General features: G+C 67.7%; 11 protein-coding genes. 3 read left to right on the forward strand and 8 right to left on the reverse strand.

What is annotated here, in order from left to right:
• The 5 genes from NED98_RS22450 to NED98_RS22470 form a co-directional block, all read right to left on the reverse strand.
• A partial coding sequence (locus NED98_RS22450; protein ID WP_265314562.1) for an MFS transporter occupies positions 1-774 on the reverse strand: 774 nt, incomplete at its 3' end.
• Positions 771-1,826, reverse strand: coding sequence for an amidohydrolase family protein (locus tag NED98_RS22455; protein WP_265314564.1), 1,056 nt, complete (start codon positions 1,824-1,826; stop codon positions 771-773). The genes NED98_RS22450 and NED98_RS22455, both read right to left, overlap by 4 nt.
• An 89-nt stretch (positions 1,827-1,915) precedes the next feature.
• Entirely contained in the window at positions 1,916-3,343 is a 1,428-nt protein-coding gene (locus NED98_RS22460; RefSeq protein ID WP_265314565.1) for an NAD-dependent succinate-semialdehyde dehydrogenase, read from the reverse strand.
• Positions 3,340-4,092: a nuclear transport factor 2 family protein gene (locus NED98_RS22465; protein WP_265314567.1), complete on the reverse strand. Its 753-nt coding sequence runs from the start codon at positions 4,090-4,092 to the stop codon at positions 3,340-3,342. The genes NED98_RS22460 and NED98_RS22465 overlap by 4 nt, the downstream gene beginning before the upstream one ends.
• 56 nt (positions 4,093-4,148) lie before the next feature.
• Positions 4,149-5,555: an MFS transporter gene (locus tag NED98_RS22470; RefSeq protein WP_265314569.1), complete on the reverse strand. Its 1,407-nt coding sequence runs from the start codon at positions 5,553-5,555 to the stop codon at positions 4,149-4,151.
• Between the two features lie 98 nt (positions 5,556-5,653).
• On the opposite strand from NED98_RS22470, the gene NED98_RS22475 reads away from it, so the two are divergent.
• Positions 5,654-6,556 (forward strand): SDR family NAD(P)-dependent oxidoreductase, encoded by a 903-nt coding sequence (locus tag NED98_RS22475; protein ID WP_265314571.1) that lies wholly within the window; start codon positions 5,654-5,656, stop codon positions 6,554-6,556.
• 1 nt (position 6,557) lies between these two features.
• Here the strand turns inward: NED98_RS22475 and NED98_RS22480 are convergent, their stop codons facing one another.
• Together NED98_RS22480 and NED98_RS22485 are read right to left on the reverse strand one after the other, a co-directional pair.
• The gene (locus tag NED98_RS22480) at positions 6,558-7,685 is read right to left on the reverse strand and encodes a cobalamin-independent methionine synthase II family protein (RefSeq protein WP_265314573.1); all 1,128 of its coding nucleotides are present in this window, start codon (positions 7,683-7,685) and stop codon (positions 6,558-6,560) included.
• Between the two features lie 59 nt (positions 7,686-7,744).
• Positions 7,745-9,163, reverse strand: coding sequence for an aldehyde dehydrogenase family protein (locus NED98_RS22485; protein WP_265314574.1), 1,419 nt, complete (start codon positions 9,161-9,163; stop codon positions 7,745-7,747).
• 204 nt (positions 9,164-9,367) lie between these two features.
• Here NED98_RS22485 and NED98_RS22490 point away from each other — a divergent pair, with 204 nt between their 5' ends.
• Together NED98_RS22490 and NED98_RS22495 are read left to right on the forward strand one after the other, a co-directional pair.
• Positions 9,368-11,515, forward strand: a complete 2,148-nt coding sequence (locus tag NED98_RS22490; protein ID WP_265314576.1) for an acetate--CoA ligase family protein — start codon at positions 9,368-9,370, stop codon at positions 11,513-11,515.
• The gene (locus tag NED98_RS22495; RefSeq protein WP_265314577.1) at positions 11,512-11,718 is read left to right on the forward strand and encodes a hypothetical protein; all 207 of its coding nucleotides are present in this window, start codon (positions 11,512-11,514) and stop codon (positions 11,716-11,718) included. Before NED98_RS22490 ends, NED98_RS22495 begins: the two co-directional genes overlap by 4 nt.
• Before the next feature lie 77 nt (positions 11,719-11,795).
• Here the strand turns inward: NED98_RS22495 and NED98_RS22500 are convergent, their stop codons facing one another.
• Positions 11,796-12,626 (reverse strand): p-hydroxycinnamoyl CoA hydratase/lyase, encoded by an 831-nt coding sequence (locus NED98_RS22500; RefSeq protein ID WP_179514181.1) that lies wholly within the window; start codon positions 12,624-12,626, stop codon positions 11,796-11,798.
• Between the last annotated feature and the right edge of the window lie 78 nt (positions 12,627-12,704).

The raw sequence follows: 12,704 nt of genomic DNA on the forward strand, positions 1-12,704 counted from the left end.
GTCGGAGCCCCCCCCCCCGCCGCGCGCCCCCCCCCCACGCCGGCCGAGCGCGATCCAGTTGGTCCCCGGCAGGATCGCGCCGAACACGTTGAGGCTGGCGCGGAACGGCGCGGGATCGGGCGGCGTGTCGACGCCATCGATTGCGCCGCGCACCGGCTCGTGCAGCCGCCACATCAGCGCGGCGATGACGAAGCCCGGCGCGGCGGCGACGAGAAAGGCGAACTGCCAGCCGGCGAGGCCGAGCGGCGGACGGCCGCCGGCGTGATGCCCGTTCCACCAGTCCGCCGCGCCGCCGCCGATCATCAGCGACCCGCCAAGCCCGAGCGCGATCGCCGCCGCCAGCACCGCCATCACCATTCCGCGCCGGTGGCGCGGGAAATAATCGTAGATGAGGCTGGTGCCCGCGGGCTGCGACGCGGCCTCGCCGATGCCGACCCCGAGCCGGCTCAATGCGAGCAACGCAAAGCCGTTGGCGAACGCCGCAAAGCCGGTCGCAACCGACCAGAAGAAGATCGTGATCGCCAAGAGGCGCGTGCGCAGCCAGCCGTCCGCCAGCCGCCCCAGGGGGAGCGAGAACAAGGCGTAGAACAATGCGAAGACCGTGCCGTAGAGCAACCCCATCTCGGCGTCGCCGATATGGAGATCGCGTTTGATCGCGGGGGCGAGGATCGCGAGGATGTTGCGATCGAGCAGGCTGACCAATTGCGTCGCGGCGACCAGCGCCAGCGCATAGCCCGCGCCGGGCAGCGCCTTGGCCCTCGCCGCGTCGGTCATAGCCGGAACACGCGCTCGGCGTTGGTCTGCATCAGCTTGCGCTTGGTGCCGTCGGGGATGTCGAGCAGATCGTGCGCGCGCACCTCGTCGGGGACATATTGATAGGGATAGTCCATCGCATACATCACGCGATCTTCCCCCATCACCTCGAGCATCAGCCGGATCGCGGGCGGGAAGGGCAGCCCGCTCGTCGTGGCGAGCACATTCTCGCGCAGGCAGGTGACGACATCCTTCTTGAGCGGCTTCAGCCGTTCGTAGCGGTTCGATCGCACCCCGGCCTTGTGCATGAAATCGATGCGGTAGAGCCAATAAGGAATCGCCTCGCCGCCGTGGCCGACCGCGATCTGGAGATCGGGGTAGCGATCGAAGATACCGGTGGTGATGAGCCGCAGCAGATGCATCCCGGTTTCGACCCCGAAGCCGAAGATCGCGCCGTCGAGCCCGGCCTCCACCAGCCCGCCGATCATCGCGTCGGGCAGGGTCTGGGGGTGGATATAGAGCGGCTGGCCGGTGTCGGCGAGCGCGCGGAAGATCGGATCGAATTGCGGTTCGTCGAGATAATGGCCGTGGGTGTGGCTGTTGACCATCACCCCGCGGAAGCCGAGGTCGCGCGCGCCGCGGCGGATCTCGGCTGCCGACCATTCGGGATCCTGCGGCGCGATCGAGGTCATGCCGACGAAGCGGGTGGGGTGGGCCGCGCAACGCTCGGCGAGATAGTCGTTGGCGCGTGTGACCATCGCCTTCGCCTCGTCCGCGTCGAAGAGCGGCTGGACACCCGGCGAGGTGAGCGAGAGGATCGCGACGTCGATCCCGGTGGCGTCCATATCGGCGATCCGCCGCTCGTCCAGATCGAGCAGCCGCTCGATGATCTGCATCGCGCGCTCCGACGGCGATTGCGCGTAGAAGCCCCAGAGCGAGGTCATGCCCTTGTCGGCGGTGCCGTCGCGTACCATGCGCAGAAAGGCGTCGATCTGCTGGCGGGTGGCGAAGGCTTCTTCGGTCGCGATGCGGCGATAGCCACGATCGCCGCCGGTGTTGAGCTGGTGGGTCATAATGCGAGGTTCCTCGAACTTCTTGGTCGCTCCCGCTCAGGGGAGGGGTCGGGATGGGGCAATGCGACAGGCGCCGGTCTCCGCGAGGCTCAGCCCTCGTGCACCGCCTTGGTGACGAGGCAGGCGGCGACGCCTTCCGGGCCATCTTCCGCGCCGTGGCCGGACCATTTGACGCCGCCGAACGGCGAATCCGCGCCGCCGATCATCGTCGTGTTGATGCCGACCATCCCGCTCTCGATCGCGCGCGAGACGCGGCGCTGGCGCTGCGCGTCCTGCGTCCAGGCATAAGCGGCGAGGCCATAAGGCAGGCGGTTCGCCTCGGCGATCATCGCTTCCTCGTCGCGATAGGGGTTGATCAGCGCGATCGGGCCAAACGGCTCCTCGTTCATCACCGCGGCGTCGAGCGGAACGTCGGCGAGAACGGTAGGCCGGTAGAAGTAGCCGCGGTTGCCGATCCGCTCGCCTCCGGTGCACAGCCGCGCGCCGCGCGCGGTGGCATCGGCGATCAATCGCTCCATCGCTTCGGGGCGGCGCGGGTTGGCCATCGGCCCCATACCGGTCGCCGGATCGAGCCCGTCACCGACGACGATCCGCCCGGCGCGCTCGGCAAAGCCGTCGCGGAAGCGCGCGAACACTGCCTCGTGGACGATGAACCGCGTCGGCGAGACGCAGACCTGCCCCGCGTTGCGATATTTGGAGGCCGCCATCGTATCGAGCGCGCGGTCGATATCGGCATCGTCGAACACCAGCACCGGGCCGTGGCCGCCGAGCTCCATCGTGGTGCGCTTCATATCCTCCGCCGCGAGCCGGGCGAGATGCCGGCCGACGGTAGTGGAGCCGGTGAAGCTCAATTTGCGGATTACCGGGGAGGCGAGCAGATGGCGCGATACCTCGTCGGGCACGCCGAACACCGCTTGCGCGACATCGGGCGGAAGGCCCGCGTCGAGCAGGCATTGCAGCACGCCGAGCGCGGAGGCCGGGGTTTCTTCCGCCGCCTTCAATATCACCGAACAGCCCGCCGCGATCGGCGCGCCGAGCTTGCGCCCCGGATTGCCGAGCGGGAAATTCCACGGCGCGAAGGCGGCGACCGGGCCGACCGGCTCGTGGCTGACGGTCGAACGCTGTCCGGCGGGGCGGACCAACGTCCGCCCGTAGAGGCGAAAGGCTTCGCCGGCATAGAATTCGAACAAGGCGGCGTTCATCGCCACCTCGACCTTCGCTTCGGCGAGCGTCTTGCCTTGTTCGAGCGTCGCGACGCGGGCGAGATCGTCGGCCCGCTCGCGCAACAGCCGCGCCGCGCCGTTGAGGACGGCGGCGCGCTGCTGCGGGGTCGACTCGCGCCACGACCGGAAGCCGCGCGCGGCGGTATCGAGCGCGCGGTCCAGATCGGCCGGGTCGGCGATCGGCAGGTCGGCGATCGGCTCGCCCGTCGCGGGATTGACCACCGCGCTCGTGCGCCGTCCGCCGCCAGCGATCCGCTCCCCGCCGATGACGAGGTGAAGGTCGGGGTAGCTCACTGCGCGGCCTTCGCTTTTTCGCGGGCGACATCGCCCTCCCAGCGTTCGGCGACGATCTCCTCGCCGGTGACCGGATGCTTCAGGTGGAAGGGCACCAATTTATGCGTCGGCCACAGCCAGTGATCGGCGATCAGTTCGTCCGGCCCGGTCGGGTCCTCGGGGAAGGTCTGGCGCGGGAAGGGGACATATTCGGGCGGCGTATTGGCCCAGCCCGCGTCGAAATCGGCATGCCATTGCGGCATATAATTGAGCACGGCGATGCGCCACACGCCGTCGACCTTGCGATAGGTGTTCTCGTAGATGCCGCCTTCCCACCATTGGCGCGCGCCGAGCATCGGATTGGCGGGATCGGCATAATCCTTGTGCCGCCCGGCCTGCATCATCGAGCGCGCGCGGCCATGCGCGATCTCGCCGCCCGGGGCGACGGTGATGATGTCCTGCAGCTGCGGGTGATCGAGCAGGAAGCCGTCGATCGGACCGTTGGTGCCGTGGGTGAAGCGCTTCTGGAAGCGCTCGACATAGAGCCGGCGAATGCCTTCCTTGCCCTTCCACACCCCGCCGAAGAAGCGCACTTCGCCATCGTCGGTGAACAGGTCGACCGTCTCGCGATAAAGGCATTTGTCGATGAGATAGCCGTAAAGGTGCTGGAGCTTGCGGATATCGAGCTCATCTTCACGCCGGGCGAGGCGGCGGGACAGATCCGCAACGGCCTGTTCCAGCGCGGCGACACGGGGGGCGACATCGGCCATCTTCACTCTCCTGATTGTATGCTTTACGTACAATTTGCGCTGACCTCGCGGCGGAGTCAACGGCCGAGCGCTTCGAGCCGCTCGACTTCCTCGCGGTAGGGGCGGATCGCGCGCACCATGCACAAGGTGGCGAGCGGCAGCAGCACGGCGGCGGTGAAGACCAAAGCCTTCCACAGATCCTTTTCCACCCCGATCACGAAATCCTGCACCAGCCCGACGACGAAGCTGCCCATCGCGCCGAAGAAGGTGAACATGAACAGATAGATCGCCGTCACCTGCCCGCGCATCGCATTGGGCGCGACGCGCTGGATCGCGGCATTTTGCGGCACCGCGCCGGCGATGCCGAACATCGCGCCAAGGCTCATCACCGCAAGCGAGGCATGGCCGTTGGGCATCAGCGGCGCCGCGATCGCGCAGCAGGTAACGCAGCCGAACAGGATCGCCGCGGCGCGGACATTGGCGTCCTTATGGCGCTTTGCCAGCCACTCGACGAACGCGCCGCCCAGCGCCAGCCCGGCGAGCGAGGCGACAAGGATCATCCCCCCCATCACCGCGCCGATCTGTGCCTCGTCCCACCCGTAGCTGCGGATCATGAACGGCACGCGCCAGAATTGCAGCCCGAACGTCTCGATCGCGCTCAGCGCCAGCCCGGCGAACAACGGATAATAGACTCGGCGCTGCGCGTGGATCGCGCGCGCCGCATCGAGCCCGGTGGCGGTGAGGATGCGGCGGCCGAGCGATGCGTCGCGCGGCGGCTGCGGCGCATCGGGCGCGGGCGCGAGCCGGGGCGGCTCCTTCACGGTCAGGAACAGCAGCGCGATCAGCAGCCCGGGCAGCCCGGTCCAGATCATGATCCATTGCCAGCCGAAGATGCGCAGCGGGCCGATTTCGCTCGGCGCCCAATGCGCGGTCATCCCGATCAGCATCCCGCCGACGATCGGGCCGAGTGTCGTCCCGCCGATGAAGCCGAATTGCAGCAGCGCGAAGGCGCGGGTCAGCGTGCGCGGCGGAAAGGCATCGGCCAGCAGCGAATAGGATGACGGCGCATGTGCCGATCCGCCCGCGGCGAGGAACACGCGCGTCCCGACGAATTGCGCGAAGCTTTGCGCCAGCCCGCCGAGCGCGGTGATCACCCCGATCACCGAGACGCCCGCCGCGAGCACATATTTACGCGGATAGATGTCCGCCAGCCGCGCCAGCGGGATACCGACGAACAGATAGCAGATGATGCTCGCCGGCCCGGCAAGGAAGCCCAGTTGCGCGTCGGTCAGCCCGAAATCGGCCTTGATGCGCTGCGCAAGCATCCCGAACACGACCTGGTCGAAGAAGGTGAGGAAGGTCGCCAGCACGATCACCGCGAGCGCCCAATAAGCCGCGCCGGGGGAGGGCCAGTCGCGCGTGTCGGCGCGCGGCGGGGCATCCGCCACGATCTCCACGGTCGCAGTCGCAGGGGCGATCGCCATCCGTCATCCTCTCGCTAATGCGCCATGTTTTGCGCTTGGCAAATTGTATGCGTTGAATACAATTATGCGCAACCGAAAAAACAGAATCGGAGAGCGATATGAAAGATCTGGCGGGGCGCACCGCGTTCGTCACCGGTGGGGCGAACGGCATCGGGCTGGGGCTGGCGCGGGCATTGCTCGCCGAGGGATGCAAGGTTGCGATCGCCGATATCCGCGAGGATTCGATCGCTGCCGCGCTTAAGACGCTCGACAATCAGGACGTGATCGGCGTGCCGCTGGATGTCGCGTCGCGCGCGGGGTTTGCGGCGGCGGCGGACGAGGTGGAGGCGCGGCTCGGCCCGGTCAGCCTGCTGTTCAACAATGCCGGGATCAACCTGTTCCAGACGATCGACGAATCGTCCTACGACGATTGGGACTGGGTAATGGGGGTCAACCTCAACGGGGTGATCAACGGGGTGATGACGTTCGTGCCGCGGATGAAGGCGCGCGGCGCGGGCGGGCATGTCGTCAATACCGCGTCGATGGCGAGCTTTCTGTGCGGGCCGGCGCCGGGGATCTACAATACCGCGAAATTCGCGGTGCGGGGCTTGAGCGAATCGCTGCGCTACAGCCTGGCGCCGCACGGCATCGGGGTGTCGGTCTTGTGCCCGGGGCTGGTCAAAAGCCATATCTACGCCAGCGACGAGATACGCCCCGACGAATTGAAGGCGGGCGCCCGGCCGGTCGACAGCGCGGGCGTCGAGCGGCTGCGCGAAGTCCACGAGTTCGGCATGGAGCCCGATGTGATCGCGGCGCGGGTGATCGAGGCGATCCGCGCCAATCGTTATTATATCTTCTCGCACCCCGAGTTCCGCGACGAATTGCGCGAAGTTTTCGACGATATATTGGCCGCCTTCCGCGACTATCCCGAAGACCCCGGCTTCCAGCAGCGCACCGGGTTCGAGAAGTTCAGGCGCGAACGCTATGCCGAGGCGCGCGCGGCGGCGCGGGGGGAGAGCTAGGCTATAGCCGCGCGTCGGCGAGATCCGCGCCGGCGCGCAGATTGGCGAGCTTGGCCCAGGTGACCGCAGGGTCGATCTTGCCATAGCCAGCGAAGGTGCCGAATCCGCAATCGGTGCTCGCGATCACGCGGTCCTTGCCGACGATCGCGGCGAACCGCTCGATCCGCTGCGCGATCAGCTCGGGATGTTCGAGATAGTTGGAGCAGGTGTCGATCAGCCCCGGCGCGAGCAATTTATCCTGTGGCACGCGCGCGTCGCGCCACACGATCCATTCATGCTCGTGGCGCGGATTGGCGGCCTCGAACAGGATTGTCGCCGGGCGCGCGCCGAGCACGATATGGATGATCCGATCGAGTTCGATGTCGTGATCGTGCGGCCCTTCGTAATTGCCCCAGCAGACGTGCATCCGCATCCGTTCCGGCGGGATATTGGCGGTGGCGGCGTTGAGCGCTTCGACATTGGCGGCGATCGTCCGCAGAAACGTCGCCTCGTCCATTTCCTGATAGCCGGTGTGGCGCGACATCGCGAGATCGGGGCAATCGAGCTGCAGGTCGAAGCCGGCGGCGACGATCGCCTCATATTCCGGGCGCATCGCCGCGACGAGATCGGCGAGATAGGCTTCGTGACTGGGGTAGAAAGCGTTTTTCTGGAAGGCGGTGATCAGCCCCGGCGATGCCGCGTTCATGAACGCGCGGGTGCCCTCGCCGTGGCGATCGAGTGCGCTGCGGAAACGGCGGATATCGTCGTGGAGCGGCGCCAGCGTGACGAGCCGCACGGTATCGATGCACGAGGCGCGGGTGAATTCCTGCGACCCCATGATATGCGCGAGCTTGGCACGAAGATCGGGCAGCGGCGCGAGATCGAGCGCGGGGGTGCGATCGGTATGCCCGCCGAACCCCGACAAGCGCTCGATCATATAGGTCGAATAGCCGACCTTGCCGAGTTCGCCGTCGCTGACGATCGACACGCCCGCCGCCACCTGCCGCGCCACCGCATCGTCGACCGCCGCCTGAACCTCGGTGTCGAACGCGGCCGCGTCATAGGGCTCGCCGTGATCGCGCGCGAGCAGCAGCGGGGTCAGCCGGTCGCCGCGCGGCAAGCTGCCGACGTGGGTGGTCGCGATCGTCATCGGAAGCCTTTCGTTTCTACTTAGCCCCTCCCCTGAAGGGGAGGGGCTATTGGACGCGCTTACGCCTCTTCGAGCGCAACCGCGTTGATGATGTGCGGCTGGGTATATTCGTGCAGCCCGGACTCGCCCAATTCGCCGCCCAGCCCCGATTGCTTGGCGCCGCGGAACGGGATGTTGGCGTCGATCGCGAGATATTGGTTCACCCAGACGGTGCCGGTATCGATCTTCTTCGCGACCTCGGTCGCGCGGGTCAGATCCTTGCCCCACACCGTGCCGCCGAGCCCCATGTCGGTGTCGTTGGCGCGGCGGATGACATCGTCGATGTCGGCATATTTGAGCACCGGCAGCACCGGGCCGAACTGCTCCTCGCGCACCAGCGGGGCGTCGTCGTCGAGATCGCGCACGATCGTCGGCGGGATGAAATAGCCGGGCCGGTCCAGCGGCTCGCCGCCGGCGAGCACCGTCCCGCGCGCCTTGGCATCCTCCAGCAGCGCCTTGACCTTCTCGAACTGCATCCGGTTCTGCAGCGGGCCGACGGTGGTGCCCTGCTTCGATCCGTCGTCGACCACCGCCTCCTTGGCGAGCCGCGCAAGCTCGTCGCAGAATTCGTCGTACATCGCCTCGGGCACATAGGCGCGCTTGATCGCGACGCAGATCTGGCCGGCATTGGCCATCGCGCCGCCATAGACCTTCTGCGCCACCTGGCGCGGGTTCACATCGTCGAGCACGATCGCGGCGTCGTTGCCGCCAAGCTCGAGCGTCACGCGCTTCACGCCCTCGGCGGCGGCGGCCATCACCTTCTTGCCGGTCGCGGTCGATCCGGTGAAGGCGACCTTGGCGACATCGGGGTGGCCGGTCAGCCGCGCGCCGAGATCGTTCTGGTCGCAGATCACATTGACGACGCCCGGCGGCAGCAGCTCGCGGCAGATCTCGCCGAGCAGCAAGGTGGTGAGCGGGGTGGTCGGCGCCGGCTTGATCACGATCGTATTGCCGGTGACGAGCGCCGGGCCGAGCTTGTTCATCACCAGGATGACCGGGAAGTTCCACGGCGTGATCGCCGCGACGACCCCCAGCGGGGTGCGGTGCTCGATCACCACATTGCCGCCGGTGTCGCGCAGCGTCTTCGGCTCGATCCGCATCTCGGCGAAGGCGCGCAGCGTGAAGACGCTGCCCATCACCTCATACATCGCCTGGTCGAGCGGCTTGCCCTGCTCGGCGGTGAGCAGGCTGGCGAATTCGCCCGCGCGCGCCTCCAGCGCGTCGGCGATCTTGGCGACCAGCGCTGCGCGTTCCTCGATCGGGGTGGCGGCCCAGCCGGGGAAAGCGCGCTTCGCCGCCGCCACCGCGCGATCGACCAGCGCCGCATCGGCCTTGGGGCATTGTGCAAAGGCCGCCCCGGTCGCAGGATTGACCACATCGAAGGTCGAAGCGCCGGCAATGGCTTCGCCATCGATCAGCAGGCGGAAATCGCGGTTCATCATCGCTCTCCTCGAAAATCCCGCCGCGCGGAAGACACGCGGCATTTGCCGGATATTGTGTGCTACGGATACAATCTTGGCAAGCGGATTCCGTGGGCGACATTGCCTTGCAAAACGTTTGCCAGGGATACAATATGCGCAGCCCGAGCCGTTGAATGCGGCCGATTCGGATGGAGAGGAACGCAAGATGCAGGCAGGCCGGCGATGAGCACCGCCCTGATCGACGAACGCAAATCCGATGCTTCCCCATCTCGCGATCGGCTCGACCGGCTGCTTCGTGCGCGCTCGGTGGCGATCGTCGGTGCATCGGATCGACCGGGGGCGCTCGGCGCGTCGGTGCTCGCCAATCTTGAGCACGCCGGGTTCGATGGCGCGATCCATCTCGTCAATCCCAACCGCGCCGAGATCGGCGGCCGTCCGTGCGTCGCCTCGGTCGCCGATCTGCCGCGCGGGATCGACGCCGCGGTGCTGGCGATTCCGCGCGCCGGGGTGCTCGATGCGATGCGCGGGCTGGCCGAGCGCGGCGTCGGCGCGGCGGTGATCTTTTCCGCCGGCTTCGCGGAGGATGGCGCGCAGGGGCTCGCTGATCAGCGCGAGATCGCGCGGATCGCCGCGGCGGCCGATATGGTGGTCGAAGGCCCCAATTGTCTCGGCCTCGTCAATTTCCGCGACAAATTGCCACTCACGTTTATCGATATGCCCGAGGCGCGCGCGGAAGGCGCGCGGCGGGTCGGCATCGTCTCGCAATCCGGCGCGATGGCGGCGGTGCTCGCGACGACGATGATCGCGCGCGAGGTGCCGCTGGGCTGTTATGTCTCGACCGGGAACGAGGCGGCGACCGGGGTCGAGGATTTCGTCGCGCGGCTGGTCGACGATCCCGATATCGCGGTGATCGCGATGATCGTCGAGCATTTCCGGCGGCCGGGTGCATTCCTCGCGGCGGCGCGCGCCGCGCGGTCGGCCGGCAAGCCGGTCGTCCTGCTCCACCCCGGCCGCAGCGCGGCGGGCGCGGCGAGCGCGGCGACGCATACCGGGGCGATGGCCGGCGATCATGCCGTGATGCGCACCCATGTCGAACATGCCGGGGTGATCCTGGTCGAATCGCTGGAGGAATTGGGCGACGTGGTGGAGATCGCCACGCGCTGCCCGGCGTTGCCCGGCGGCGCGACGGGCGTCGTCGCCGAATCGGGCGCGTTCAAGGCGATGATGCTCGATCTCGCCGAGGAGGTGGGGCTGAACCTGCCGCCGCTCGGCGACGCCGACAGCCCGGCGTTGCGCGCGGCCTTGCCGCCATTCGTGCCCGTCTCCAACCCGCTCGACGTCACCGCGCAGGGGCTCGTCGATCCGGGGATGTACGGTCGGGTGATCGCCGCGCTCGCCGAGGATGCGCGGATCGACACGATCGTCGTCACGCTGATCCAGACCGATATCCGCACCTCGTCGGTAAAGTTCGCCGCGGTGGCCGAGGCGCTTGCCGCGCGCGGCGGGGTCAAGCCGGTGGTGGTCGCCGGGGTGGACGAGGGCGGCGGGGTGCAGCCGAGCGATATCGCCGCATTGCACGCGCTGGGCGTCACCTATCTCCCCACCGCCGAGCGTGCATTGCGCGCATTGGCGCGGCTCACCAATGCGGCGGGCGCGGCGCGGGCGGGACAGGCGCAAACGACTGCGCCGTTCGACGATCTGCCCGCCGCCGGCGCGACGATTCCCGAATATCGCGCCAAGCAATTGCTCGGCGCGCGCGGCATCGCCTTCCCGACCTTCACGCTGGCGCATGACAAGGACAGCGCGGTCGCCGCGGCCGAGCGGCTGGGTTATCCGGTGGTGCTCAAGGCGCAGGCCGCCGCGTTGCCGCACAAGAGCGACGCCGGCGGGGTGATCGTCGGGCTGGCCGATGCCGCGGCGGTCGCGGCCGGCTGGGATCGGCTGCTTGCGCAGGTCGGCGCGGCGCGGCCCGATGTGGTGCTGGAAGGCGTGTTGGTCGAACCGATGGCGCCGCGCGGGGTGGAATTGATCGTCGGCGGGCGGAACGATCCCGCCTGGGGACCGGTGATCCTGATCGGTTCGGGCGGGGTGGTGGCGGAATTGCTGCACGACGCGCGGCTGGTGCCGACCGGGCTGTCCGAGGAAGCGATCGCGGCGGAAATCCGCCGGCTGAAGCTTGCCCCGCTGCTCGACGGGTTTCGCGGCGCACCGGTGGCGGACATTGCGGCGGTGGCGCGAATCGTCGCGGCGCTCGGCGCGGTCCTCGACGCCAATCCGGCGATCCGCGAAGTCGATCTGAACCCGGTGGTGGTCTATCCTAAGGGCGAGGGCGAGGGCGCGATCGCGCTCGACGCGCTGATCTCGCTATGACGCGGCAGCCGGAAAGCGGCGCGCCCGCGGCCCCGGCTTGCCGTTGCGATCGCGCGCGCAGTTGCTGGTACGACAATGTTTCGGGGGGCGGCTCGCTGCCGTGCCACTGCGCGTCGTGCCGGCGCGCCTTTCATATGGAGATGCTCGCCGGGATCGCGATCGCCGCCGCATCCGCGGTGGTGATCGTGGCGATCGCTGGGTAAAAAATGATCCGTTCGCCCTGATAAGCATAGGCCGTCATGCCGGATCTGATCGGCATGACGGCACGCGGGGGCTGCAATCAGGCGCTGACCTTCGACTGGTCGTAGGCGCCGAGACCGGGCTTGTAGCTCTTTTCGTCGATGAACTGGCGGATGCCTTCCTTGCGGCCCTCCGACGGGTCGTGGAAATTGGCCGCTTCCTGCATCCGCACGAGATAATCCTCGGCTTCGTCATAGGTCATCGCGCCGACGCGGCGCACCGCATCCTTGGCGAATTTGAGCGCGACCGGATTCTTCTGGAGCAGGATCGCCGCGACCTCGCGCACGCGCGCTTCGAGCCGTTCGAGCGGCACGCTCTCGTTGACGAGACGCATCGCCGCCGCCTGCTGGCCGTCGATCAGCTCGCCCGTCAATGTCAGCCACATCGCGTCGCGCATCGGCAGCAGGTCGACCACCACCTTGGTCACCCCGCCGCCGGGGAGGATGCCCCAATTGATTTCCGACAGGCCGAATTTCGCTTCGTCGGCGCAGATCGCCAGATCGCAGGAGAACAAGGGACCGAAGCCGCCGCCGAAGCACCAGCCGTTGACCATGGCGATCGTCGGCTTCTGATACCAGCGCAGCCGGCGGAACCAGCCATAGCTCTCGCGCTGCGACTTGCGCACGCCGCGCAGCCCCTGCGCCTCGGTCTCGCGGAAATATTCCTTGAGATCCATGCCGGCCGACCAGGCCGCGCCTTCGCCGCCCAGCACCAGCACGCCCACGTCGTCACGATATTCGAGCTCGTCGAGCACCTCCATCATGCGGCGGTTGAGTGTGGGGCTCATCGCGTTGCGTTTTTCCGGGCGCGCGAAATTCACCCAGGCGATGCGGTCCTCGACCCGAAACGTAACGACCTGCTTCTCGCTCATGACCTCTCCTCCGTGCGATCTGATATATGTATCATTGGCATACAATCGAGGCACTGTCCAGCGGCGCGGATGCGCGTA

Source organism: Sphingomonas lycopersici (genome assembly GCF_026130605.1).
Classification (GTDB): domain Bacteria; phylum Pseudomonadota; class Alphaproteobacteria; order Sphingomonadales; family Sphingomonadaceae; genus Sphingomonas; species Sphingomonas lycopersici.